The organism is Cupriavidus sp. GW821-FHT07C08, assembly GCF_059419025.1.
The window spans coordinates 55,575-81,125 of the sequence record NZ_JBWKQZ010000017.1 but is presented as its reverse complement, the minus strand read 5'-3'; the positions used below and the strand labels follow the sequence as shown (position 1 = coordinate 81,125).

Sequence of the window (25,551 nt, the reverse complement as noted above, 5' to 3'; positions counted from 1 at the left end):
TTCATTCATGCGGCCAAAGCTGTGTCAGTGATGCAGACGCTCAACCTTGGCCGTGGCCTTGTCCGCCACTTCGGCGGGCTTGGCGTCTTCTTCCGGCAGCGGCTCGGGCTTGCGCTCGAGCGCCAGTTCCAGCACCTTGTCGATCCAGCGGACTGGCACGATCTCGATGGCGTTCTTCACGTTGTCCGGGATCTCGGCCAGATCCTTGACGTTTTCCTCCGGGATCAGCACCAGCTTGATGCCGCCCCGGTGGGCCGCCAGCAGCTTCTCCTTGAGGCCGCCGATCGGCAGCACCTCGCCGCGCAGCGTGATCTCGCCGGTCATGGCGACATCCGCGCGCACCGGGATGCCGGTCAGCACCGACACCAGCGCCGTGGTCATGGCACCGCCTGCGGACGGACCGTCCTTGGGCGTGGCGCCTTCGGGCACGTGGATGTGGATGTCGCGCTTCTCGAACATCTCATCCGTGATACCCAGGCGGCGTGCCCGCGAACGCACCACCGAACGTGCGGCCTCGACCGACTCCTTCATCACATCGCCCAGCGAACCGGTGCGCGTGATGTTGCCCTTGCCCGGCATGATCGCGGCTTCGATGGTCAGCAGGTCGCCGCCCACCTCGGTCCACGCCAGGCCGGTCACCTGGCCAACCTGGTTTTCCTTGCCGGCCAGGCCGAAGTCGTACTTGCGCACGCCGAGGAATTTGTCCAGGTTCTCGGAATCGACCTTGATCGTGCCCGACTCCTTCTTCAGCAGCAGCAGCTTGACCACCTTGCGCGCGATCTTGGAGACCTCGCGTTCCAGCGAACGCACCCCCGCTTCACGCGTGTAGTAGCGGATGATGTCGCGGATCGCGCTTTCGGCAACCTCGATCTCGCCTGCCTTCAGACCGTTGTTCTTGATCTGCTTGGGCAGCAGGTAGCGCTGCGCGATATTGACCTTCTCGTCCTCGGTGTAACCCGACAGGCGGATCACTTCCATACGGTCGAGCAGCGGCGGCGGGATGTTGAGCGAGTTCGACGTCGCCACGAACATCACGTCGGACAGGTCGAAGTCCACTTCGATGTAGTGGTCCTGGAACGTGTGGTTCTGTTCCGGGTCCAGCACCTCGAGCAGCGCCGACGACGGATCGCCGCGGAAATCCATGCCCATCTTGTCGATCTCGTCGAGCAGGAAGAGCGGATTGCGCACGCCGACCTTGGACAGGCTCTGCAGGATCTTGCCCGGCATCGAACCGATGTAGGTACGGCGGTGGCCGCGGATCTCGGCCTCGTCACGCACGCCACCCAGTGCCATGCGCACGAACTTGCGGTTCGTCGCGCGCGCCACCGACTGGCCGAGCGAGGTCTTGCCCACGCCGGGAGGCCCGACCAGGCAGAGGATAGGCGCCTTCACCTTGTCCACGCGCTGTTGCACCGCGAGGTACTCGAGAATGCGTTCCTTGACCTTCTCCAGGCCGTAGTGGTCTTCATCCAGCACGCGCTCGGCGTTGGCCAGGTCGTTGTTGACCTTGCTCTTCTTGCGCCACGGCAGGTTCACCAGCGTGTCGATGTAGTTGCGCACGACGGTGGCTTCGGCCGACATCGGCGACATCAGCTTGAGCTTCTTGAATTCGGCGTCGGCCTTCTTCTTGGCTTCCTTCGGCATGCGCGCAGCCTTGATGCGCTTGTCGAGCTCTTCCAGGTCGGCGCCTTCTTCGCCCTCGCCCAGTTCCTTCTGGATGGCCTTGACCTGCTCGTTCAGGTAGTACTCGCGCTGGCTCTTCTCCATCTGGCGCTTGACGCGGCCACGGATGCGCTTTTCAACCTGAAGGATGTCGATCTCGCCCTCGAGCTGCGACAGCAGGCTTTCCAGGCGTTCGGTCACATTGACCATCTCCAGGATCTTCTGCTTCTGCTCGAGCTTGATCGGCAGGTGCGCGGCGATGGTATCCGCCAGGCGGCCTGCCTCGTCGATGCCTGACAGCGAAGTCAGGATCTCAGGCGGGATCTTCTTGTTGAGCTTCACGTACTGGTCGAACTGCGACACGATCGCGCGGCGCAGGGCCTCGGTCTCGGCGCTTTCGCCAGGTGCGGGCGGCACGGGCACGGCTTCGCACATGAAATGCGATTCGTCCTCGCTCACCTCGCGGATGTTTGCGCGTTGCGTACCCTCGACCAGCACCTTCACGGTACCGTCGGGCAGCTTCAGCATTTGCAGGATATTAGCGATGCAGCCGACCTCATACAGGTCGTCGGCGGTCGGCTCATCTTTGGCCGCCGTCTTCTGGGCCACGAGCATGATGCTCTTGCCCGCCTCCATCGCAGTCTCAAGCGCCTTGATGGACTTCGGGCGTCCCACGAACAGCGGGATCACCATGTGCGGAAACACCACCACGTCGCGCAGCGGCAACAGTGGGAGGCGAATCGGCTCGGCCGGGAGGAGTTGTGTTCCGGACATCATTTTCCCCAAGTCAGTCATTTAAGGCGTAAATTGGGCCGCCCGAATCGATTACAAGATACGTGCCAATCGATTCATCAAGGCAGGCAGATGCCGCTTCCTGCACTTGCTGGCCCCTCTGAAACAGCATACCCGCGTTTCCTCCCTCTCGTCGGTAGAAATAAACAAAAAAAGCCGCTCGCTTCTACGCGAACGGCCTTTCCGCCCAGCTGCCGGTGTGGTCCCGACCACTTACCACGTCTGGCAGCCCTCGCGATTAGTTGGACCCCGCCACCTTGGGCTGCTGCTCTTCGTACATCAGCAGCGGAGGTGCATCGCCGTTGATCGTATTTTCATCGATCACCACCTTCTGCACGCCCTTGTAGTTGGGCAGGTCGTACATGACGTCCATCAGCGACTGCTCCAGGATCGAACGCAGGCCGCGGGCCCCGGTCTTGCGGCGGATCGCCTTGCGGGCGATGGCGCTCAGCGCACCCGGGCGGATTTCCAGCTCGACGCCTTCCATTGCCAGCAGCTTCTGGTATTGCTTGACCAGCGCGTTCTTGGGCTCGACCAGGATCTGCATCAGCGCGGCCTCGTCCAGCTTGGACAGCGTGGCGACCACCGGCAGGCGGCCGATCAGTTCGGGGATCAGGCCGAACTTGATCAGGTCTTCCGGCTCCGTCTGCGGCAGCACTTCGCTGGCGTCGCGCTCATCCTTGCTCTTGACCTGCGCGGCAAAGCCGATGCCGGTCTTGTCCGAGCGCTGCATGATGACCTTCTCCAGGCCATCGAAGGCGCCGCCGCAGATGAACAGGATGTTGGTCGTGTCCACCTGCAGGAAGTCCTGGTTCGGATGCTTGCGGCCACCCTGCGGCGGCACCGATGCCATGGTGCCTTCGACCAGCTTGAGCAGTGCCTGCTGCACGCCCTCGCCCGACACGTCGCGGGTGATCGACGGGTTGTCGGACTTGCGCGAGATCTTGTCGATCTCATCGATGTAGACGATGCCGCGCTGCGCCTTCTCAACTTCGTAGTTGCAGTTCTGCAGCAGCTTCTGGATGATGTTCTCGACGTCCTCGCCCACGTAGCCGGCTTCGGTCAGCGTGGTCGCGTCGGCGATCACGAACGGCACGTTGAGCAGGCGCGCCAGCGTCTGCGCGAGCAGCGTCTTTCCCGAGCCGGTCGGCCCGATCAGCAGGATGTTGCTCTTGGACAGCTCGACATCGTCCTTCTTGCCGAGGTGCTTGAGGCGCTTGTAGTGGTTGTAGACCGCCACGGCCAGGATCTTCTTGGCCTGTTCCTGGCCAATCACATACTGGTCCAGGCTTTCGCGGATCTCGTGGGGCGTGGGGAGGTCCGAGCGCGCGGCCGCAGCGGCGTCTTTCTCGGATGCCGTGGCCTCGTCGCGAATGATCTCATTGCACAGGTCGATGCATTCGTCGCAAATGAACACCGACGGGCCGGCAATCAGCTTCTTGACCTCATGCTGGCTCTTGCCGCAGAAGGAGCAGTACAGAAGCTTTTCGCTGGATGAACCTTTTTTGTCCGCCATAGGAATCAGTCACTTTTGCTGTGCGCACACCGCGGGGCGAAAGGCTCCCCGGAGATACGCTTCAACGCATCATACGCCAAAACAATTGGCACCACCGGCGGTTCCCCCCGGCTGTGGGGCAAAAGCAAAAAACGAGGCACGGGGCCTCGTTCCGGTGTAGCCTTCGCCATTTGAGCCCTTGCCAGCCTGGCCGGCCGCCGCTGCCGATTGCGCCACGGCGGCCCGCTGCATCAGCCGCGACGGGCGAGGACCTTGTCGATCAGGCCGTAGTCAACCGCCTGGTCGCCGCTCATGAAGTTGTCGCGATCGGTGTCGCGCGCAATCTTCTCGACCGGCTGGCCCGTCACCTCGGACAGGATGGTGTTGAGGCGCTCGCGCAGGTACAGGATCTCGCGCGCCTGGATCTCGATGTCCGAGGCCTGGCCGCGCGCGCCGCCCAGCGGCTGGTGGATCATGATGCGCGAGTTGGGCAGCGCCGAACGCTTGCCCTTGGCGCCAGCCGCCAGCAGGAACGCGCCCATGCTTGCCGCCATGCCCATGCACAGCGTGGACACGTCCGGCTTGATGAACTGCATGGTGTCGTAGATCGCCAGCCCCGCCGATACGGAACCGCCCGGCGAGTTGATGTACAGCGACACGTCCTTGTCGGGGTTCTCGCTCTCGAGGAACAGCAGCTGGGCCACCACCAGGTTGGCGGTCTGGTCATTGACCTCGCCCACCATGAACACCACGCGCTCCTTCAGCAGGCGCGAGTAGATGTCATAGGCGCGCTCGCCCCGGCCGGACTGCTCGACGACCATCGGCACCAGCCCCAGGCCCTGGGTTTCCAGTGCCGAAGCCTGCGTGGTGGCGAGACGGTCAAGCAAATCATTGCGGGTCATGCATGTTCTCCATGGATTCGTCGGATCGCAAGGCCATCCGGGGTAACTCGGGACGTTGCCCCGCCCCACGCCGTGGCGCGGGGCTGCGGGTCACTTCCGGCCTCAGGCTTGCTGCTGGTTGCCTTCGGCGGTGAGTTCCTCGAAGGACACCTTCTTGTCGGTGACCTTGGCCTTGTCGCACACGAAATTTACCACGTTGTTTTCGAGCACGTAGGCTTCCATTTCGGCCAGGCGCTGCTGGTCGCCGTAGTACCAGCGCATGACTTCCTTCGGGTCTTCGTAGCTCTTGGCGAAGTCCTCGATCTCGGCCTTGATCTGGTCAGCCTTGGCTTCCAGGCCGTTGGCCTTGACGATCTCGGCCAGGATCAGGCCCAGCTTGACGCGGCGCTCGGCCTGCTGCGCGAACATCTCGGCCGGGATCGGCATGTCCTTGGCGTTGGGCATGCCACGCTGCTCCAGGTCGCGGCGGGCCATTTCCACCAGGCGTTCCTGGTCCTGCTCGATCAGGGCCTTGGGCACGTCCAGCTCGCTGGCCTTCAGCAGCGCTTCCATGACCTGGTCCTTCAGCATGGAATGCGTGCGGCGCTTCACTTCGCGCTCGAGGTTCTCGCGGATATCGGCGCGCATCTTGTCGACGCTGCCGTCGGCGATGCCCAGCGACTTGGCGAAGGCATCATTGACTTCCGGCAGGTGCGCCCACTCGATCTTCTTCAGCGTCACGGTGAACTCGGCGGTCTTGCCGGCCACTTCCTTGCCGTGGTAGTCCTCCGGGAAGGCCAGCGGGAAGGTCTTGCTTTCGCCGACCTTCAGGCCCAGCGCGGCCTGCTCGAACTCGGGCAGCATGCGGCCTTCGCCCAGCACGAACGGGAAGTCCTCGGCCTTGCCGCCGGCGAACTCTTCACCGTCGATCTTGCCGACGAAGTCCAGCGTCACGCGGTCACCGTTCTGGGCGGTGACGTCGGCACCGCCGTCGCCATGCTCGCCGGCTTCGCCGCGGGCGTGGTAGTGCACGCGCTGCTTGCGCAGGATGTCGATGGTCTTGTCGACTTCGGCATCGGTGATTTCAGTGCCGGTGCGGGTGACTTCGGCAGCCGACAGGTCGCCGATGGTCACTTCCGGGTACACCTCGAAGGTGGCGTCGAAGGCGACTTCGTCCTCGCCCACGCCTTCGTTCTTGATCTCGAACTTGGGCTGGCCGGCAACCTTGACGTCCTGTTCCTTGGTGATGTCGAAGAACTTGCGTGCGGCCTTGTCGAAGCGCACTTCGAACTCGACCTGCTGGCCGTACTGCTTCTCGACCATCTTCATCGGCACCTTGCCCGGACGGAAGCCCGACATCTTCACGGTCTTCGACAGGCGAACCAGGCGCTCCTGCTTTTCCTTCTCCACTTCGGCCTTGGGGATGGCCAGGGTCACCTTGCGGTCCAGCTTGCCGAGGTTCTCAATCACGTTCGACATGGTCGTAGATCCAATCCAGAAAATGTAGTTGTGTTCGTAGGTGCTACCGCTTGCGCATGTACCGCCCGCTTTACCGCCACGGCGCCGTCACCACAGGACAGCCGGGGCGGCGCACCGGCGAACGGGAAGCTCCGCGCAAACGGAAAACGGGGATTATCGCACGGTTTTCATTCGCTTCCGGCAGATTTTGCCCGGAACGGGCCCGGACCCGCCCGCCGGACTCGCGGTGCTATCCCGTCTGCCCATGGCGCAGCGCGCGCAGCAGCAGGCGTGCTGGATCCATCGCATCGGCCAGGTCCGACTCCAGCGGCAGGGGCTCGCCCTCGATCTGGCTGGCCAGCAGTTCCGCGCCCAGCGCTGCCCAGGTGAGGCCGCGCGACCCATATGCAAGGGCGGCGTAGAGCCCGGGCATGCGCGGCAGGTCACGCAAGTGCGCGCCGCGCAGCGATGCGGCCTGCGCCAGCGCGGCGGCCTCGTCAGGCACCTGGCCGACCAGCGGCAGCCGGTTGTGCGTGACCGTGCGCACGCCGACATAGCCGGAGAGCGTTGCGGGATCGATGGCGGCCACGGCATCGGCCTGGCGCGGCAGCATGCCGGACAGGCGCGCCAGGTTGGCCGCGTGGACCGCCGACTGCTCCACCAGCGGGCCCTCGTCGGCGTCGTAGCTGGAGCCGACCCGGCCGGCGCCGTCTGCGGCACGCGGCAGCAGGTAGCCGGCACCGGTCACCACGCAATCCGGCCAGCCGCCGAGCGCATCCACCTGCGCCGACCCCAGCGTGGTCAGCTGCCCGCGCACGCGCCGCATGGTCCAGTGCTGCCGCGGCAGCAGTTGCTGCGCCTCATGTGCGTTGGCCAGTACCAGCACCGGCGCCGATGCCAGCAATTCACCGTCCTGCCCGAGCGCCTGCCATTGCCCGTCAACGCGCGCGATTGCAGCAACCCGGCAGCCGAAACGTGCCGTCACCGCAGCGCCCGCTTGCGCCAGCTGCGCCGCGCAGATGTCCGGCGGCGCCACCCAGCCGCCTTGCGGAAACCACAGGCCGCCACGCGGCACGCCGGCATGGTGGGCCGCCGCCTCTTCAGCGCTCATCCAGCGCACGAATCCTTCCGGCAAGCCCTGCGCCGCCAGTGCGGCGCGCTGGGCGTCGCCCTCGGCTTCGTCCTCTCCGATCTGCAGCACGCCGCAGCCATGCCAGCCGACCGCATGGCCGGCCTCGGCCAGCGCCGCCCAGCCGCGCAGCGCGTACTGGTTGCCCGCGCGCGACAGCCGCGACAGCAGGCTGTCGTCGGCGGACACGTGCGCATGCATGGCCGCCGCGCGATGCGCCGAGGTCTGCCGCGCTGGCCCGTCGTGGCCATCGAACAGCGTCACGCGCCAGCCGCGCGCGGCCAGCCGCTCGGTCACGGCGCAGCCGGCCAGGCCGGCGCCGATCACGATGGCATGGCGCTCGGCCCATTGCGCCGCCAGTGGCGGCGCGTGGCGGCGCGCTTTCCATTGCGGGCGGAAGCGCGCGACGGTCATTTGCCACTTGCCGCCAAAGCCCGGCGCCTTGCTGACCTCGAAACCGACGTCCTTGAGCCCGCGCCGCACAAAGCCCGCGGCCGCCCACGTGGCCAGCCTGGCGCCTGGCCGGGCCAGCCGCGCCAGTCCGCGGAACACCTGCGGCGACCACATTTCCGCATTGCGCGCCGGCGCAAAACCGTCCAGGTAGAAGGCATCGACGCCGGCCGCCAGCCGCGGCAGCATCTGCTCGATATCGCCCAGCGCCAGCGTCAGCATCACGCGCCCGCCGTCGAAGGCCAGGCGGTGCAGACCCGGCAGCGCCAGCGGCCATTGCGCCTGCAGCGCCTGCGCCAGCGGCTGCAGCCCGTCCAGCCCGGCGTGCAACTGCGCCAGCCCTTCGCGGGTGAACGGGTGCTTTTCGATCGAGACGAAATGCAGCGATCCGCAGCGCTGGGGATCATCGCGCCACGCCTGCCAGGTCGCAAGGAAATTCAGCCCCAGGCCGAAGCCGGTCTCGACGATGACGAACTGGCGCTGTCCGGCCCACGCCTGCGGCAGGCCGTTGCCGCCCAGGAAGACATGGGCGGCCTGCGCCAGCCCGCCTTCGGTGCTGTGGTAGACGTCGTCGTAGCGGGGCGAATACGGGATGCCTTCGGCAGACAGGATGGGCTCGGCGGGCTCTAGTGCGCGCGGCATGGGACAGGAAACTCGGCGAAAAGCAAAATGCCCGGGCGGATTCGCCGGGGCGTGAGAGCGGGGTTGGCCGGGGTGGGCAACTCGCGCCGGATGGTAGCATAGCGGCCTTCCCGCAGACCGCACCGCCCTGCCCCTTGATCTGCGCCGCCCAGGCGCCCCGCTCCACATGCTCAGCTACCGTCACGCCTTCCACGCCGGCAACCATGCCGATGTCCTCAAACACGCCGTCGTGGTGCAACTGCTCGAGCACCTGGCGCAGAAGGACAAGGCGTTCTGGTATATCGACACCCATGCCGGCGCCGGCCTCTATGCGCTGGACCACGCCTACGCGCAGAAGAAGGCCGAATTCGAAACCGGCATCGCGCCGCTGTGGCGCGCCGCCGCCAGCGGCACCCAGCTGCCGGCGATGCTGGACGAATACCTGGACCAGGTGCGCGCGCTCAACCCGGACGGCAACCTGCGCCACTACCCCGGCTCGCCCTGGCTGGCCTGGCAGATGCTGCGCGAGCACGACCGGCTGCGGCTGTTCGAGCTGCACAGCACCGAGATCCAGGTGCTGCGCGACAACTTCCGCGGCGCCGGGCGCCGCGTCATGCTGTACGACGGCGACGGCTTCGGCGGCATCAAGGCCATCCTGCCCCCGCCGCCGCGCCGCGCGCTGGTGCTGGTCGACCCCTCCTACGAGGACAAGCAGGACTACGCCCGCACCGTGCAGACCATCCGCGACGGGCTGGAGCGCTTTGCCACCGGCGTCTATGCGGTCTGGTACCCGCAGGTACAGCGGCGTGAATCGGTGCAGCTGCCGGTGCAGCTCAAGGGCCTGCCGCTCAAGAGCTGGCTGCACGTGACCCTGACCGTCAGGCATCCGGTCGAGGGCGGCCTGGGCCTGCACGGCAGCGGCATGTTCATCGTCAACCCGCCGTGGCGTCTGAAGGAATCGCTGCAGCAGGCCATGCCGGTGCTGACGGACCTGCTTGGCCAGGACGACGGCGCAAAGTTCACGCTCGAAGCCGAGGAGAGCTGAGGCGGCGCACCAGCCAGTCCAGCGCCATGCCCGCAGCCAGGCCGACGCTGTCGGCCAGCAGGTCGAGCCAGTCGGCCTCGCGGTAGCCGGTCTGCCCCTGCAGCAGTTCGATCAGCCCGCCGTACGCCACCAGTCCCAGCAAGACGGCCCAGCCACGGCCGGCGTAGGCGCGCCGGCCCAGCACGCCCAGCACCGCGAACGCCAGCATATGGTTGGACTTGTCCCAGCCGGTGGTCGGCAGGGGCTGCGTCGGCGGCATCAGCGAAAGCGCCAGCACCGCGGCCGCGCAGCCCCAGAACAGCAGGCGCCAGCGCAGCGGGGTCAGGGTCGGGAAGGCAATCATCGGCATGTGTGCGGGATCTGGAAAGCCGACAATATATCCCTGCCGCCTGCCGCCGCCACCGCAGCGCCCGGCAGGGCTGGATTCCCCCCGCGCCTTGCGCTACAATCCGCAGCCTCGTTGCACTGTAGACGCTAGCCATGCCGACGCCACGGTTCGGCGGCCAGTGCCGGCAGCAGCGGACAGATGAAAGGCGGGCAGTTCCAGCCGCCTTTTTTGCTTTCCTGTCCGGCGCAGCCAGCGAGCATCGCGGCCGCCCGCCCGGGCAGCGCCGCAAGGACCGCGAGGGTGGCGAAATTGGTAGACGCACCAGGTTTAGGTCCTGACGCCAGCAATGGTGTAGGGGTTCGAGTCCCCTCCCTCGCACCACCCGCCCTTCAAGTGGCGGACTGACAACTTCCGTTTTCAAATTCCCCTTCAGCCCGCTTCTCCCGGCAGGCACCTCCATGTTGCGCCACTTTCCATACTGCGCCAGCGACGGTATCATTTTGTCATCGTATCGATAATCGATACATACGTATATTGGTGCAATATTCACTCATCGTGGTGCAGCCATCCCGCGGATGGTGCCGCCCGGCCTCTCGCCCGCGACCCAACTATGCCGTCAAAACCCGTCCCGCTACCCGCGCCCGACCGCGACAACCCGCTGTTCAACCAGTCGCTGGAAAAAGGCCTCGAAGTCCTGCGCGCCTTCAATGGCGTGCACCGCACGCTGACCCTGTCGGAGCTGGCCACGCTGACCGGCATGAACAAGAGTTCGGCGCAGCGCACCATCCATACGCTGGAAGCGCTGGGCTATGTCGACAAGCACCCGCAGACGCGCCGCTTCCGGCTGACGCCGCGGGTGATGGAGATCGGCTACAACTACCTGGCGGCCGACGCGCTGATCCCGGTGGCCAGCCCCTACCTGTCGCAGCTGGCCGCAGCCAGCGGCGAGACCGCCAACCTGACCGAGCCGGTCGGGCTGGACATGGTCTACGTGGCCCAGCTGATGACCGCCAAACACATGCCGGTGCTGACGCCGGTGGGCATGCGCATCCCGATGTACTGCACCAGCTCCGGCCGGGCCTACCTCAGCACGCTGCCCGACGAGCAGGTCCTGGCGATGCTGGAGCAGTCGGCACGCGTGGCGCGCACGCCCGCGACGCTGACCGGCGTGGATGCGATCTTCGAGCGCGTGGCGGCGTGCCGCCGGCTGGGCTACGCCAGCAATGAAGAGGAACTGTTCATCGGCGACATGGGCCTGGCCGCGCCCATCATCAACAGCCAGGGCGTGGCGGTCGGCGCGGTGCACGTGTCGCCGCCGGCCAGCCGCTGGAACATGGCCGAGGCGCAGAAAAAGCTGGCGCCGCTGGTGATGGAATGCGCGCGGGCGATCTCGCGCTCGATCGCCCATTGAGGCCCGGCACGGCGAACTCCCGCCAGCTTGCGCAGGGGTGGTAGAACACCTGAGTGCCAGTGCCTTTCGCGGACCCTTGCCGCGATCTATGCTGAAGGTGTCGGGGCGGCACCGCGCCGGTCCGGCATCGTTATCTCAGCCCTGATCGGAGGGCATATGAAATTCCCCGCTTTACTGTTGGCAGCGTCGATGACCGCTGGCTGGTCATCGTTTGCACAGGCCGCCGGATGCCAGTACGACATGCAGTGCAAAGGAGAGCGGATCTGCCAGCAAGGGCAGTGCGTCTTTCCTGACGCGGAAGAAACCGCGGAAGCCGGTGGGCCGGCGCCGCTGTCGGCGACCAAGCGCACGCCGGCTCCACCACCGCCCCGTGGGTGCTGCACCGTGGCAGGCAAGCTGAAGCTGTCACCGGCCGCGGCCGCGGATACCAGCCTGGCGAGCGGCGATGCGTGCCAGGGGCTGACCGCCTCGGGCAAGCCGGTTCCCGGCACGATCTGCAACTAGCCCCGGATCTGGCGCTAGCGCCCTAGCGCCCTAGCGCGCGTGCGCCAGCATGGCCTGCAGCAGCACGTTGGCGCCCGCCTCGATGTGCTCGGGCAGCGCGTCTTCCAGCTCGTTATGGCTGATGCCGTCCTTGCACGGCACGAAGATCATGCCGGTGGGCGCGCGCCGCGCGACGTAGACCGCGTCGTGGCCGGCGCCGCTGACCACGTCCATATGCGGCAGGCCCAGCGCCGTGGCCGCGCGCCGCACGCTGTCAACGCATTCGGGCGCGAACACGCACGGCTCGAACTTCACCACCTGGCGGATTTCGACCTCAACGCCGGCGGCCAGGGTAATGCCTTCGAACGCCGCCTGCATGGCCGCGTGCATGCGGTCCAGGCCAGCCTGCGACAGGTTGCGGAAGTCGACCGAGAAATCGACCCGGCCCGGAATCACGTTGCGCGAGTTCGGCGAGACCTGCAGGTAGCCGACCGTGCCGCGCCCGTGCGGCGCCTCGTCGCGCGCGATCTGGTTGACCGCCTCGACCATGCGCGCGGCCGCCAGCATCGCGTCGTGGCGCAGCGCCAGCGGCGTCGGGCCGGCGTGCGCGTCCATGCCGGTCACGGTCACGTCGTACCACTGCTGGCCCAGCGCGCCCGAGACCACGCCGATCGGCAGGCCGGCCGCCTCCAGCACCGGCCCCTGCTCGATATGCGCCTCGAAGTAAGCCGCGAACATGCCGCCCGGCACCGCGCCCGCCGGCTGCGCGCCGCGGTAGCCGATGGCCACCAGCGCGTCGCCCACGCTGACGCCATCCACATCGGTCTGCGCGCGCGTAAAAGCCGCGTCGAACTCTCCGGCGAACACGCCCGAGCCCATCATCACCGGCGTGAAGCGCGTGCCCTCCTCGTTGGTCCAGAACGCAACCTCCAGCGGCGCGCGCGTGACGATGCCCAGGTCGTCGAGCGTGCGCATGACTTCCAGGCCGGCCAGCACGCCGAAGTTGCCGTCGAACTTGCCGCCCGAGGGCTGGGTGTCGATATGGCTGCCGGTGGCCACGGCGCGCGCGTCGGGGTCGCTGCCGGCGCGGCGTGCGAAGACGTTGCCGATCTCGTCGATGCGCACGTCGAGCCCGGCCTCGCGGCACCACTGCACCACCAGGTCGCGCCCTTTGCGGTCGGCTTCGGTCAGCGCGATGCGGCACACGCCGCCCCTGGGCGTGGCGCCGATCGCGGCGAGGTCCATCAGCGCTTGCCACAGGCGGGCGCCATTGATGCGGGGAAGGTGTAGCTGGTCCATGTCTGGTTGCGGGTGAGGTGGAGGGAGAGGAAACGGCAGCAGGTTCAGCAAGAAGCAGACCACCGTCGCCCGCACTTCGGCCCGGGTTCTCTGCCCTGTCACCGTGGCACATGACTTGCTTTGCAGACATCCGTCCCCTCAAGCCAACCCAGGAGCAAGCCTGTGCACCACGATCCCTCCCTTCTCGCGAAAGGTCTCAAGTCAGCTGCCTCGCTCATGAGCGCCGCCGTGCTGGCGCTGCTCGCGCTGCCCGGTGCCGCCCATGCCGACAAGGTGCTGCGCATCGGCATGACCGCCGCCGACATCCCGCGCACGCTCGGCCAGCCCGACCAGGGTTTTGAGGGCAACCGCTTCTCCGGCATCCCGATGTACGACGGCCTCACCCAATGGGACCTGTCCAGGGGCAACGGCCCCAGCCTGCTGATCCCGGGCCTGGCCACCGAATGGAAGGTCGACGCCGCCGACAAGACCAGATGGGTATTCAAGCTGCGCCCTGGCGTCAAGTTCCACGACGGCACCCCGTTCAACGCCGACGCCGTGGTCTGGAACGTCGGCAAAGTGCTGGACAAGACCGCCAGGCAGTTCGATCCCAGCCAGGTCGGCGTGACTGCCTCGCGCATGCCGACGCTGCGCACGGCAAGGAAGATCGACGACCTCACCGTCGAGCTGGTCACCTCGGAGCCGGATTCGTTCCTGCCCTACAACCTGACCAACCTGTTCATGGCCTCGCCCACGCAGTGGGAGAAGAAATTCGCCGCGGTGCCGGCCTCGGTCACCGATCCGGTCGAGCGCTCCAAGCAGGCCTGGGTCGCGTTTGCCGCCGACGCCGCCGGCACCGGGCCGTTCAGGATGAGCCGCCTGGTGCCGCGCGAGCGCCTGGAAGTGGTGCGCAATGCGCAATACTGGGACCCGAAGCGCGTGCCAAAGATCGACAAGGTGGTGATGGTGCCGATGCCCGAGGCCAACGCGCGCACCGCCGCGCTGCTGTCGGGCCAGGTCGACTGGATCGAAGCCCCGGCGCCCGACGCCATCGCCCAGATCAAGAGCCGCGGCTTCCAGGTCTACGCCAACGCGCAGCCGCATATGTGGCCGTGGCAGCTGTCGTTCGCGCCCGGCTCGCCGTGGCTGGACAAGCGCGTGCGCCAGGCCGCCAACCTGTGCGTCAACCGCAGCGGCCTGAAGACGCTGCTGGGTGGGTACATGGCCGAGGCCAAGGGCATCGTCGAGACCGGCAATCCGTGGTGGGGCAATCCGAAGTTCGATATCAAGTACGACCCGGCCGCGGCGAAGAAGCTGATGCAGGAGGCCGGCTACTCGGCCGCCAAACCGGTCAAGGTCAAGGTGCAGGTGTCAGCGTCGGGCTCCGGCCAGATGCAGCCGCTGCCGATGAACGAGTACGTGCAGCAGAACCTGAAGGAGTGCTTTATCGACGTCGACTTCGACGTGGTCGAGTGGAACACGCTCTTCACCAACTGGCGCGTCGGCGCCAAGGACGCCAGCGCGCACGGCGCCAACGCCATCAACGTCAGCTTTGCGGCAATGGACCCGTTCTTCGCCATGGTCCGCTTCGTCAGCACCAAGACGCAGCCGCCGGTCTCGAACAACTGGGGCTACTTCGGCAATGCCGAGTTCGACAAGCTGATCGAGAACGCGCGCACCTCGTTTGACGAGAAATCGCGCGACGCGGCGCTGGCCAGGCTGCATGCCCGCATCGTCGAGGAGTCGCCGTTCGTGCTGATCGCGCACGACGTCGGCCCGCGCGCGATCTCGAAGAAGGTCAAGGGCGTGGTGCAGCCGCAGAGCTGGTTTATCGATATCGCGACGATGTCGATGGACTGATCCCGGCCGCGCCCGACGGACGCCGCGCGGCAGCCCCGCCGCCGCGCGGCCCGGCAATCCCGCCCGGTCTTTCCCGCGTGCCGCGCACCGCGCACGCACGCCCCCAACTTGCCGGATCCTCCCATGCAATACCTGTTCCGCCGCATCCTCTATGCCATCCCCATCCTGCTCGGGGTGGCGCTGCTGTGCTTCTCGCTGGTCCATATCGCCCCCGGCGATCCGCTGGTGTCGGTGCTGCCGCCCGACGCCTCGGAGGACCTGCGCCGCCAGCTGACCGCGCTCTACGGCTTCGACAAGCCCTTCCTGGAGCAATTCGTGCACTGGCTGGGCCGCGCGCTGCAGGGCGACCTGGGCACTTCGATCGCCACCAGCCGGCCGGTGATGGCCGAAGTCGGCGCCGCCGTGGTCAATTCCCTGCGCCTGGCCACCGTGGCCACGCTGATCGGCTTCAGCTTCGGCTGCCTGTTCGGCTTTGTCGCCGGCTACCTGCGCGATTCCGTGGCCGACCGCACCGCGTCGCTGCTGTCGGTGCTGGGCGTCAGCATCCCGCACTACTGGCTGGGGATGGTGCTGGTGATCGCGTTCTCGGTGCTGCTGGGCTGGCTGCCGGCCACCGGCGCCGGGCCGGGCGGTTCGGGCGACTGGGCGTGGGACTGGGAGCACATGCAGTACATGCTGCTGCCGGCGGTGACCATGTCGGTGATCCCGATGGGCATCGTGGCGCGCACGGTGCGCGCGCTGGTGGCGGAGATCCTGGCCAACGAGTTCATCGTCGGCCTGCGCGCGCGCGGCCTGTCCGACCTGGCCGTGTTCCGCCATGTGCTCAAGAACGTGGCGCCGACCGCGCTGTCGGTGATGGGCCTGCAACTGGGCTACCTGCTGGGCGGCTCGATCCTGATCGAGACCGTGTTCTCGTGGCCCGGCACGGGCTTCCTGCTCAACTCCGCCATCTTCCAGCGCGACTTCCCGCTGCTGCAGGGGACCATCCTGGTGCTGGCGGTGTTCTTCGTGCTGCTCAACCTGCTGGTCGATGCGCTGCAGACGCTGTTCGACCCGCGCATCCAGCGCAACTGAGGAGGCCGACATGGACATGACTCTCGACCAATCACCGGCCGCCGCTGCGGTGCAGCGCTCGCCCGGCTACTGGACCACGGTCGGCCGGCGCCTGCTGCGCAACCGGCTGGCCATGCTGGCCGCGCTGGTGCTGCTGGGGCTGGTGCTGATGGCGCTGTTCGCCCCGGCACTGATGCCCGCCGACCCGTACGCGGCATCGATCCTCAAGCGCCTCAAGCCGATCGGCACCGAGCACTTCCCGCTGGGCACCGACGAGCTGGGACGCGACATGCTGTCGCGGCTGATGCTGGGCGCGCGGCTGTCGCTGTTCATGGGCATCACGCCGGTGCTGCTGGCCTTTGTCATCGGCAGCGCACTCGGCATCGTCGCCGGCTATGCCGGCGGCTGGACCAACACCGTGATCATGCGGCTCACCGACGTCCTGTACGCGTTCCCGTCGGTGCTGCTGGCGATCGCGCTGTCGGGCACGCTGGGCGCGGGCGTGGGCAATGCGCTGCTGTCGCTGACCATCGTCTTCATCCCGCAGATCGTGCGCGTGGCCGAAAGCGTGACCACCCAGGTGCGCAACCGCGAGTTTGTCGACGCGGCGCGTGCTTCCGGGGCATCGTCGCTGACCATCGTGCGCGCCCATGTGCTCAACAACGTGCTTGGGCCGATCTTCGTCTATGCCACCAGCCTGATCTCGGTGTCGATGATCCTGGCCTCCGGGCTGTCCTTCCTGGGCCTGGGCGTCAAGCCGCCCGAGCCGGAGTGGGGCCTGATGCTCAACACGCTGCGCACGGCCATCTACACCCAGCCGTGGGTTGCCGCCCTGCCCGGCGCCATGATCTTCCTGACCTCGGTCTCGTTCAACCTGCTGGCCGACGGCATCCGCTCGGCCATGGAAATCAAGGACTGAACCATGCCAGCACTGATGCAGGCCCCTTCCCCACAGGCCGGCCGCGATGTCGGCGGCCCGGCGCAGCCGCTGGTGATCGCCCACCAGCTGGTCAAGCACTTCCCCATCAAGTCCGGCCTGCCCGGCCTGCGCGCGCGCGCCGCGTCGGTACGCGCGGTCGATGGCGTCAGCTTCGACGTGCGCAAGGGCGAGACCCTGGGCGTGGTCGGCGAGTCCGGCTGCGGCAAGTCCACTACCGCGCGGCTGCTGATGCAGCTGACCCAGCAGGACAGCGGCGAGCTGATCTTCGACGCGCAGGGCGTGGGCTCGGCCCAGCTGCCGATGAAGCAGTTCCGCAGCCAGGTGCAGATGGTGTTCCAGGACAGCTATTCGTCGCTGAACCCGCGCCTGACCATCGAGGCCTCGATCGCCTTCACGCCACAAGTCCATGGCGTGCCGGCGCGCGAAGCCACCGAGCGCGCCCGCTACCTGCTGCAGCGCGTCGGGCTGGACCCGGCGCGCTTTGCCGGGCGCTACCCGCACGAGCTGTCGGGCGGGCAGCGCCAGCGCGTCAACATTGCCCGCGCGCTGGCGCTGCGCCCGCGGCTGGTGATCCTGGACGAGGCGGTCTCGGCACTGGACAAGTCGGTGGAGGCGCAGGTGCTGAACCTGCTGCTGGACCTGAAGGCCGAGTTCGACCTGACCTACGTCTTCATCAGCCACGACCTCAACGTGATCCGCTACCTGTGCGACCGCGTGATGGTGATGTACCTGGGCAAGGTGGTGGAGATCGCGGATACCGAGACCCTTTATCGCCACCCGGCGCACCCGTACACGCGCGCGCTGCTGGCGTCGATGCCGTCGATGGACCCGGACCACCGCACCGCGGTCGCGCCGCTGGCGGGCGACCCGCCCAATCCGATCAACCCGCCGCCCGGCTGCAGCTTCCATCCGCGCTGCGCCATGGCGCAGGACGTGTGCGCGCGGCGCGAGCCGCAGCTGACCGACCTGGTGGCCGGGCATCCGGTCGCCTGCCTGCTGGCCACTGCGCCCTGAGGAGCCCACCATGTCCACCACCCCACAAAGCACGCCCGGCGCGCCCATGATTTCGGTGCGGGACCTGCACGTCACCTTCTCCGGCGGCGGCAAGACCATCCGCGCCGTCAACGGCGTCTCGCTCGACGTGGGCGCCGGCGAGGCCGTGGCCCTGATCGGCGAATCCGGCTCCGGCAAGAGCGTCACGCTGCGCGCGCTGATGCGCCTGCACCCGCCGCGCCGCACCCGCATGGCAGGCGAGATCCACGTCGACGGCGCCGACGTGATGGCGCTCGACCAGCGCGCACTGGCCCGGCTGCGCGGCGGCACCATGGCGATGGTGTTCCAGGAGCCGCTGCTGGCGCTAGACCCCGTCTACACCGTGGGCCAGCAGATCGTCGAATGCATCCGCACCCACGACAAGGTCTCGGCCGCTGAGGCGCGCGAGCGCGCGCTGCAGGCGCTTGAGTCCGTGCGCATTCCCAGCCCGGAGCGGCGGCTGGCAGCGTATCCGCACGAGATGTCGGGCGGCATGCGCCAGCGCGCGATGATCGCGCTGGCACTGTCGGCGCGGCCCAGGATCCTGCTGGCCGACGAGCCCACCACCGCGCTGGACGCCACCGTGCAGATCCAGGTGCTGATCCTGCTGCGCGAGCTGCAGCGCGAACTGGGGCTGTCCATCGTCTTCGTCACCCACGATATCGGCGCGGCGGTGGAGATCGCCGACCGCGTCGCGGTGATGTACGGCGGGCGCATTGTCGAGGAAGGCCCGATCCGCACCCTGCTGCGCGCGGCGCGCCACCCCTACACCATCGCCCTGCTGCAGAGCCGCCAGCATGGCATGGACCGCGGCCAGCGGCTGCAGGCCATCGGCGGCGCCCCGCCCGACCTGGCCGCGCTGCCGCCGGGCTGCACCTTCGCGCCGCGCTGCCCGCATGCGCGCCCGCAATGCCTGGCCGAGGTGCCGCGGGCGGTCACCGTCGGCACCGGCCACCGCGTCAGCTGCGTGCTCGCCGCCGAGCCAGCGGTCGCCACCGCGGCATAAGCCCCATCCCACAACCCCAATGTATTCCAGGCCCCTCATGACGCTTGCCACCCATCCTGCCCGCGCCTTCATGCCGTACCCTCAGATTGCTGTCCCGCACGCCGCCAGCGGCCCGCTGCAGGGCCTGAGCTTTGCCGTGAAGGACCTGTTCGATGTAGCTGGCTATCCGACCGGCGGCGGCAATCCGCACGTGCTGGCGCGCTCGGGCATCAAGGCCGCGACCGCGCCGGCGGTGCAGCGGCTGCTGGATGCCGGCGCCGCCTTCGTCGGCAAGACCCACACCGACGAGCTGGCCTTCTCCATGAACGGCCAGAACGCCCACTACGGCCGCCCGGTCAACGGCGCGGCGCCGGACCGCATCACCGGCGGCTCGTCGTCGGGCTCGGCCTCGGCGGTATCGAACGGCTTGTGCGACTTCGCGCTGGGCTCCGACACCGGCGGCTCGGTGCGTGCGCCGGCCAGCCATTGCGGCCTGTTCGGCATCCGGCCCACGCACGGGCGCATTTCGCTGGAGCGCTGCCTGCCGCTGTCCGAGAGCCTGGATACCTGCGGCTTTTTCGCGCGCGACATCGCCACCTTCGCGCGCGTGGCCGAGGTGCTGTTCGGCGCGGACCCGGCGCCGCTGCCGGCCGCGCCGCGGCTGCTGTTTGCCACCGACCTGTTCGCCCAGCCGACGCCGGAAGCCCGCGACGCGCTGGCACCGGCTGTCGCCCGGATCGAAGCCGCGCTGGGCCGGGCCGCGCCAGTCACCGTGGCCGACCGGCCGCTGTCCGAGCTGTGGTGGGCGTTCCGCTACGTGCAGGGCTGGGAGGCGTGGCACAGCGACGGCGAACTGATCGAGCAGCACGGGCTGGAGCTGGGTGCCGATGTCGCGGCACGCTTCGCCTTCTCGAAGGCCGTCACCCGCAGCCAGTTCGACGAAGCCAGTGCCGTGCGCCGCGACTTCACCGCGCACCTGGGCCGGCTGCTGGGGCAGGACGGCGTGCTGGTGCTGCCGACCATGCCCGATATCGCGCCGCTGCGCGCCGAGCCGGTCGAATCGCTGGAGACCTACCGCAACCTCGCCGCCCAGACGCTGTGCCTGACGCCGCTGAGCGGTTTCCCGCAGCTGAACCTGCCGCTGGCCGGCCGCGACGGCGCACCGCTCGGCATCTCGCTGCTGGGCCCCGCGGGCAGCGACCGCAGCCTGGTGGCACTGGCGGAGCTGATCATGGCGCACCAGGCGTGAGCCAGTAACGCAAACGGCACGCGGGTGGGCGCCCGGCGCCCCACCCGCGTCAGGTGGCCCGCCACCCGAAGGCGCCGCCAGCCAGCCCGGCGCTCCTACAATGCCGTCATCGCATTGGTCCGCCGGCCCGCGCCGCGCGGATAAGAGGAGCCCAGCATGTCCCCGGCCGGAGCCGCGCCAGCAGAATCCGCCCGCCAGTCCGCCACACCTGCCTTCGCGGTCACGCCGACCAAGCTGGTGCCGCCGCGCGGCGCCCGCCCGCTGATGCCGCGCGACACCCTGCTGGCGCGCCTGGCCGAGGCGCGGCGCCAGCGCTGCGTGGTGATCCAGGGGCCGGCCGGCTGCGCCAAGACCAGCACGCTGGCGGCGTGGCGCCAGGCCCTGCTGACGCTGGACTTCGACGTCGCCTGGCTGTCGCTCGCCCCGGAAGACAACAGCGTCGCGGCCTTCTTCAACGGCCTGGCCGCCAGCCTGGCCACCGTGGATCCGGCCATCGTGCGCGATGCCTGGGTGCTGATGGGCCGCGACGGCCACCAGTCCGCGGTCGAGCACTGGGTGATCACGCTGGTGCGGGCCATCGGCGCGCGCCGGCGCGAACTGGTGCTGATGCTCGACGACGTCCATCACCTGGACGACCCTGGCGTGGTGCTGGCGCTGCGCTGGCTGCTCGACTACGCGCCGCCGCAACTGCACGTGGTGCTGGCCTCGCGCACCGCGCCGCCGCTGTCGCTGGCGCGGCTGCGCACGCAGGGGCTGCTGTCGTCATTCGGGCTGGCCGACCTGCGCTTCTCGGCACAGGAATCCGCCCGCTTCCTGCAAGAACAGCTGGGCCACGTCGACGCCCGCGATGCCGGCCGGCTGCATGAACTCACCGACGGCTGGGCCGCCGGCCTGCAGCTCTTTGCCATCGACCTGAAGGGCAAGCGCGGCGGATCGTACAACCCGGTCCAGGTGCGCGACGCACAGACCTTTGCCAGCTATTTCGAGCGCGAGGTGCTGGTGCGGCTGACGCCGGATGACCTCGGCCTGCTCACCCGCATGGCGCTGTGCCACCGCTTTTGCGGCGCGCTGTGCGCCACCCTGCTGGGCCGGCCCGAAGCCGCCGCCGAGATCACCGCGCGGCTGGCGCACCTGGCGCGCGACGACCTGTTCATCGCGCAGATCGGCAGCGACAGCCATGGCGAAGCCTGGTACCGCCTGCACCCGCTGTTGCGCGAAGTGCTGCTGGGGCGCCTCGGCGGGCTGCCGCAGGGCACGCAGGCCGCGATGCACGCAGCGGCCTGGCAGTGGTTCAACGCGCATGGCGACGTCGACGAGGCCGTGCGGCACGCGGTGCTGGCCGGGGACAGCGCGGCCGCCGCCGACATGGTGCACGGCCGCGCGCACGGCCTGCTCGCGCGCGGCGAACTCAGCCAGCTGGCAGCGCTGGTGCGGCAACTCCCGGCGGAACAGATTCGGGCCCGCTTCGGCCTGCTGCTGGTCCAGGCCCACCTGCAGATGTATGCCGGCGACTCCGACGGACTGCAAGACAGCCTGCAGCGGATGCAGGCCCAGGCCGGGCGCCTGGGCCCGCGCGAGCACTATGCTCTGGCGATATTGCAAGGCAGCATCGCGCTGCTGCGCGACGACTCCGACGTCGTCGCCAACCTGCTGCCGACGCTGCAGCGCGTTCCGGCCGGCGCGGACGACTTCACCCTGACCGGGCGCGGCAACATCCTGTCGTGGATGCATATCTACCGCGGCGAATACGACCAGGCGCGGCGCGTGATCGAGGACGGCGCGCCCTGCGACGGCGCGCCGCGCGGCACGCTGCTGGGCCGCTGCATGGGCGGCATGACGCACGCGGTCGAGGGCCAGGTGCTGGTGGCCGAACGCGTGCTGCATGACGTGCTGGCCGACGCCGAGCAGCGCGGCGCCGCCTGCGCCGGCGTGGCCTGCATGGCGGCCGCGCTGCTGGGCGAGACCCTGTACGAACTCAATGATGTCGAGGCTGCCGCCGGCCTGCTCGATGCCCGCATCGACGTGCTGGTGCGCATCTCGATCCCCGACACCGTGCTGCGCGCGCTGCTGGCGCTGTCCTGCAGCCGCTGGCATGCCGGCGACCACGCCGGTGCGCTGGCGTGCCTGGACCGGCTGGAGCGCTACGGGCGGCGCCACCGGGTCGACCGCCTGGTGGCCGGGGCCCTGTCGCTGCGCTCGCGCCGGCTGCTGGAAGACGGCCATGTCGACGCCGCCGACGACGCGCTGCTGCGGCTGGAAGCGCTGGCGGCCCGGCATGCCGGCGCGGTGCGCAGCACCGCCTGGGAAGTGCGGGTCCACGCCGATCTGGCCCGCATCGGCATGTGCCTGCACCACAACGATTTCGACGGCGCGCTGGCGCGCCTGGAGCCGCTGGCGGCGCTGTCCGAGGCCGGCGGGCGCTGGTCCCGCGTGGCCACCTTGCGCGTGCTCATGGCGCAGGCCCACCGGGGCCGCCGCGATCCCGCCGCCGCGCGCCGGCAACTGCTCGACGCCCTGCGCATCGGCCACCGCCACGGGCTGGTGCGCAGCCTGCTCGATGCCTCGCCGCAGGTGCCGGCCATGCTGGCCGCGCTGGCCGGCGATGACAGCCTGGACCCGGTGCTGGCGTTCTACGCGCAGCGCCTGGCCGACGCCGCCGGTCCGGGCGCGTGCGCCAGTCCCGCTCCCTCCCCAGCCCCGGCCGCCCAACTCGCGCGCCTGGCCACCCTCAGCGAGCGCGAGCAGGAGGTGCTGGGCCTGCTCGCGCAGGCCATGCCGAACAAGAAGATCGCGCGCATCCTCAACGTGTCGCTCGACACGGTCAAGTGGCACCTGCGCAATGTCTACGCCAAGCTGGAAGTCACCGGACGTGACCAAGCCGTGGCCCGGCTGCGCGACGCCGGCGCCCTGCCCACCGCCTGATCTACCCCACCTACACCACCGGTGTAGGGACTTCCCACCCGCCCCCGGCCACACTGGATCCAATGAGGCAGCGACACCGCTGCCGTCCACCAGTCAGACCGGGAGCCATCGATGGAAATCATCCGCAACGTCTATCGCGAAGACCACGAGATGTTCAGGGAAACCGCGCGCCGCTTCTTCGAGCGCGAATGCCTGCCGCGCCAGGCCGCCTGGGACCAGGCCGGCTGCGTCGACCGCGAGACCTGGCTCAAGGCCGGCCGCGAGGGCCTGCTGTGCGTCACCGTGCCCGAGGAATACGGCGGCGGCGGCGGCGATTTCGGCCACTCCGCCGTGCTGGCCGAGGAATATCACCGCTCCGGCATTTCCGGCCCGAGCTTCTCGGTGCATTCGGACATCACCGCGCCCTACATCGTGCGCCTGGGCACCGAGGAACAGAAGCGCAAGTGGCTGCCCAGGATCTGCCGCGGCGAGAAGATCCTGGCCATCGCCATGACTGAGCCCGGCAGCGGCTCCGACCTGAAGTCGATCCGCACCAGCGCCGTGCGCGACGGCGACGAGTTCGTCATCAACGGCAGCAAGACCTTCATCTCCAACGGCCTGAACGCCGACATGATCGTGGTGGTCTGCAAGACCGATCCGGCGGCGGGCGCCAAGGGCGTCAGCCTGATCATGGTCGAGGCCGAGCGCGCGGGCTTTCGCCGCGGGCGCAAGCTGGAGAAGGTCGGCCAGCACGCCGCCGACACCGCCGAGCTGTTCTTCGACAACGTGCGCGTGCCGGTCACCAACCTGATCGGCAATGAGAACGGCGGCTTCATCCACCTGATGGAAGAGCTGCCGCAGGAACGCCTGATCATCGCCGTCTACTGCGCCGCCAAGCTGGAGCGCCAGCTTGAGCTGACGCTCCAGTACGTGAAGGACCGCCGCGCCTTCAACCAGACCGTGTGGGACTTCCAGAACACCAGGTTCAAGCTGGCCGACGTCAAGGCCCAGGCCGTGGCGGTGCGCACCATGGTCGACTACTACATCGGCAAGCACATGGTGCAGAAGCTGTCGCTGCAGGAGGCGGCCATCGCCAAGCTGTACGCCACCGAGACCCTGTGGAAGTGCATCGACGACATGGTGCAGCTGCACGGCGGCTACGGCTACATGCTCGAGTACCCGATCGCGCGCGCCTTTGTCGACATGCGCGTGACCCGCATCTTCGGCGGCACCAGCGAAGTGCTGCGCGACCTGATCGCGCGCAAGCTCTGAGCCCCTTTTTCGAAACCTCCTTCAGGAATCCATCATGAGCGAGAAAGTCCTGGTTGCCGGCGTCGGCATGATCCCCTTCGCCAAGCCCGGCGCAAGCCTGAGCTACACCGAAATGGGCGCCGAGGCCACGCGCCGCGCGCTGGCGGACGCCGGCATCGGCTACGAGCAGGTGCAGCAGGCCTTTGCCGGCTATGTCTACGGCGACTCCACCTGCGGCCAGACCGCGCTGTATGAAGTCGGCATGACCGGCATCCCCATCATCAACGTCAACAACAACTGCTCGACCGGCTCGACCGCGCTCTACCTGGCGCGCAAGGCAATCGAGAGCGGCGATGCCCACTGCGTGCTGGCGCTGGGCTTCGAGCAGATGCAGGCAGGCGCGCTGAAGTCGCACTGGGATGACCGCCCCGTCACCCGCGCCCGCTTCCAGCCGATCATGCACGGGCTGACCGCCGACATGGCGCACCTGCCGCAGGCCCTGCGCACCTTCGGCGGCGCCGGCCGCGAGCATATGCAGCGCTATGGCACCCGCATGGAAACCTTTGCCGCGGTGCGCGCCAAGGCCAGCCGCCATGCCGCCAACAACCCGCTGGCGCTGTTCCGCAAGGTCGTCACCACCGAAGACGTGATGAACGACGTGGAACTGCTGCCGGGCGTGATGACGCGCCTGATGGCCTGCCCCCCGACCTGCGGCGGCGCGGCCGCAATCCTGGTGTCCGAGCGCTTTGCCCGCCAGCACGGCCTGCGCACCGGCGTGCAGATCGTGGCGCAGGCGCTCACCACCGATCCTCCCGCCTCGTTCGACCCGCCGTCCATGCTGAACTACGTCGGCACTCACATGACGCGCGCGGCGGCCAACAAGGTCTACGAGCACGCCGGCATCGGCCCCGAGGACGTCGACGTGTGCGAGCTGCACGACTGTTTCGCGCACAACGAGGTGATCTCGTATGAAGCCCTGGGCTTCTGCCCCGAAGGCGGCGCCGAGAAGTTCGTCATGGATGGCGACAACACCTACGGCGGAAAGGTGGTGGTCAACCCGTCGGGCGGCCTGCTGTCCAAGGGGCACCCGCTGGGCGCCACCGGCCTGGCCCAGTGCTACGAGCTGACGCACCAGCTGCGCGGCACCGCCGAGCACCGGCAGGTGGAAGGCGCAAAGCTGGCGCTGCAGCACAACCTCGGCCTCGGCGGCGCCTGCGTGGTGACGCTGTACGGCAAGTACTGAGCCC

19 protein-coding genes and 1 tRNA gene are annotated in these 25,551 nt (G+C 68.4%); 13 read left to right on the top strand and 7 right to left on the bottom strand.

Going from position 1 to position 25,551, the window contains the following annotated elements; translation table 11 throughout:
* Nucleotides 1-24 precede the first annotated feature (24 nt).
* The 5 genes from lon to mnmC form a co-directional block, all read right to left on the bottom strand.
* Nucleotides 25-2,436 (bottom strand): endopeptidase La, encoded by a 2,412-nt coding sequence (lon, locus tag AC07UK_RS21215; protein WP_013956502.1) that lies wholly within the window; start codon nt 2,434-2,436, stop codon nt 25-27.
* 256 nt (nt 2,437-2,692) lie between these two features.
* Nucleotides 2,693-3,970, bottom strand: coding sequence for an ATP-dependent Clp protease ATP-binding subunit ClpX (gene clpX, locus AC07UK_RS21210; protein ID WP_013956501.1), 1,278 nt, complete (start codon nt 3,968-3,970; stop codon nt 2,693-2,695).
* Between the two features lie 230 nt (nt 3,971-4,200).
* The gene (clpP, locus tag AC07UK_RS21205) at nt 4,201-4,851 is read right to left on the bottom strand and encodes an ATP-dependent Clp endopeptidase proteolytic subunit ClpP (protein ID WP_011615108.1); all 651 of its coding nucleotides are present in this window, start codon (nt 4,849-4,851) and stop codon (nt 4,201-4,203) included.
* 102 nt (nt 4,852-4,953) lie between these two features.
* Nucleotides 4,954-6,309 carry a trigger factor gene (gene tig, locus AC07UK_RS21200; protein ID WP_114135231.1) on the bottom strand — a complete coding sequence of 452 codons (1,356 nt, stop codon included), beginning with the start codon at nt 6,307-6,309 and terminating at the stop codon, nt 4,954-4,956.
* Between the two features lie 229 nt (nt 6,310-6,538).
* Nucleotides 6,539-8,509, bottom strand: a complete 1,971-nt coding sequence (gene mnmC, locus AC07UK_RS21195; protein WP_494686277.1) for a bifunctional tRNA (5-methylaminomethyl-2-thiouridine)(34)-methyltransferase MnmC2/FAD-dependent 5-carboxymethylaminomethyl-2-thiouridine(34) oxidoreductase MnmC1 — start codon at nt 8,507-8,509, stop codon at nt 6,539-6,541.
* Nucleotides 8,510-8,675: 166 nt separating this feature from the next.
* Here mnmC and AC07UK_RS21190 point away from each other — a divergent pair, with 166 nt between their 5' ends.
* Complete coding sequence (locus AC07UK_RS21190) at nt 8,676-9,533, top strand: 23S rRNA (adenine(2030)-N(6))-methyltransferase RlmJ (RefSeq protein ID WP_436221507.1); 858 nt, start codon at nt 8,676-8,678, stop codon at nt 9,531-9,533.
* On the opposite strand, the gene AC07UK_RS21185 is transcribed toward AC07UK_RS21190, so the two are convergent.
* Nucleotides 9,508-9,882: a VanZ family protein gene (locus AC07UK_RS21185; RefSeq protein WP_494686278.1), complete on the bottom strand. Its 375-nt coding sequence runs from the start codon at nt 9,880-9,882 to the stop codon at nt 9,508-9,510. The genes AC07UK_RS21190 and AC07UK_RS21185 overlap by 26 nt on opposite strands.
* A 273-nt stretch (nt 9,883-10,155) precedes the next feature.
* On the opposite strand from AC07UK_RS21185, the gene AC07UK_RS21180 reads away from it, so the two are divergent.
* The 3 genes from AC07UK_RS21180 to AC07UK_RS21170 all read left to right on the top strand — a co-directional run bounded on the left by AC07UK_RS21180 (nt 10,156) and on the right by AC07UK_RS21170 (nt 11,776).
* A tRNA-Leu gene (locus AC07UK_RS21180) sits at nt 10,156-10,242 on the top strand.
* 229 nt (nt 10,243-10,471) lie between these two features.
* Entirely contained in the window at nt 10,472-11,272 is an 801-nt protein-coding gene (locus AC07UK_RS21175) for an IclR family transcriptional regulator (RefSeq protein ID WP_436221424.1), read from the top strand.
* A gap of 156 nt (nt 11,273-11,428) precedes the next feature.
* Nucleotides 11,429-11,776 carry a hypothetical protein gene (locus tag AC07UK_RS21170; RefSeq protein WP_013956495.1) on the top strand — a complete coding sequence of 116 codons (348 nt, stop codon included), beginning with the start codon at nt 11,429-11,431 and terminating at the stop codon, nt 11,774-11,776.
* A gap of 30 nt (nt 11,777-11,806) precedes the next feature.
* On the opposite strand, the gene AC07UK_RS21165 is transcribed toward AC07UK_RS21170, so the two are convergent.
* Complete coding sequence (locus AC07UK_RS21165) at nt 11,807-13,054, bottom strand: Zn-dependent hydrolase (protein ID WP_494686279.1); 1,248 nt, start codon at nt 13,052-13,054, stop codon at nt 11,807-11,809.
* Nucleotides 13,055-13,270: 216 nt separating this feature from the next.
* Between AC07UK_RS21165 and AC07UK_RS21160 the strand changes: the two genes are divergently transcribed.
* From AC07UK_RS21160 to AC07UK_RS21120, 9 genes are all read left to right on the top strand, one after another.
* Complete coding sequence (locus tag AC07UK_RS21160) at nt 13,271-14,893, top strand: ABC transporter substrate-binding protein (protein ID WP_436221422.1); 1,623 nt, start codon at nt 13,271-13,273, stop codon at nt 14,891-14,893.
* A 123-nt stretch (nt 14,894-15,016) separates the two neighbouring features.
* Nucleotides 15,017-15,967, top strand: coding sequence for an ABC transporter permease (locus AC07UK_RS21155; RefSeq protein WP_494686280.1), 951 nt, complete (start codon nt 15,017-15,019; stop codon nt 15,965-15,967).
* Between the two features lie 10 nt (nt 15,968-15,977).
* The gene (locus AC07UK_RS21150; RefSeq protein ID WP_035820142.1) at nt 15,978-16,865 is read left to right on the top strand and encodes an ABC transporter permease; all 888 of its coding nucleotides are present in this window, start codon (nt 15,978-15,980) and stop codon (nt 16,863-16,865) included.
* A 3-nt stretch (nt 16,866-16,868) separates the two neighbouring features.
* Complete coding sequence (locus tag AC07UK_RS21145) at nt 16,869-17,900, top strand: ABC transporter ATP-binding protein (protein ID WP_436221420.1); 1,032 nt, start codon at nt 16,869-16,871, stop codon at nt 17,898-17,900.
* Between the two features lie 10 nt (nt 17,901-17,910).
* Entirely contained in the window at nt 17,911-18,924 is a 1,014-nt protein-coding gene (locus AC07UK_RS21140; RefSeq protein ID WP_436221419.1) for an ABC transporter ATP-binding protein, read from the top strand.
* 37 nt (nt 18,925-18,961) lie between these two features.
* The gene (locus AC07UK_RS21135) at nt 18,962-20,152 is read left to right on the top strand and encodes an amidase (protein ID WP_494686281.1); all 1,191 of its coding nucleotides are present in this window, start codon (nt 18,962-18,964) and stop codon (nt 20,150-20,152) included.
* 156 nt (nt 20,153-20,308) lie between these two features.
* The gene (locus tag AC07UK_RS21130) at nt 20,309-23,074 is read left to right on the top strand and encodes a winged helix-turn-helix domain-containing protein (RefSeq protein ID WP_494686282.1); all 2,766 of its coding nucleotides are present in this window, start codon (nt 20,309-20,311) and stop codon (nt 23,072-23,074) included.
* A gap of 111 nt (nt 23,075-23,185) precedes the next feature.
* A complete protein-coding gene (locus tag AC07UK_RS21125) occupies nt 23,186-24,325 on the top strand; it encodes an acyl-CoA dehydrogenase family protein (RefSeq protein ID WP_494686283.1) in 1,140 nt (379 codons plus the stop codon).
* Between the two features lie 34 nt (nt 24,326-24,359).
* Nucleotides 24,360-25,547: a lipid-transfer protein gene (locus tag AC07UK_RS21120; protein WP_494686284.1), complete on the top strand. Its 1,188-nt coding sequence runs from the start codon at nt 24,360-24,362 to the stop codon at nt 25,545-25,547.
* Nucleotides 25,548-25,551: the final 4 nt, after the last annotated feature.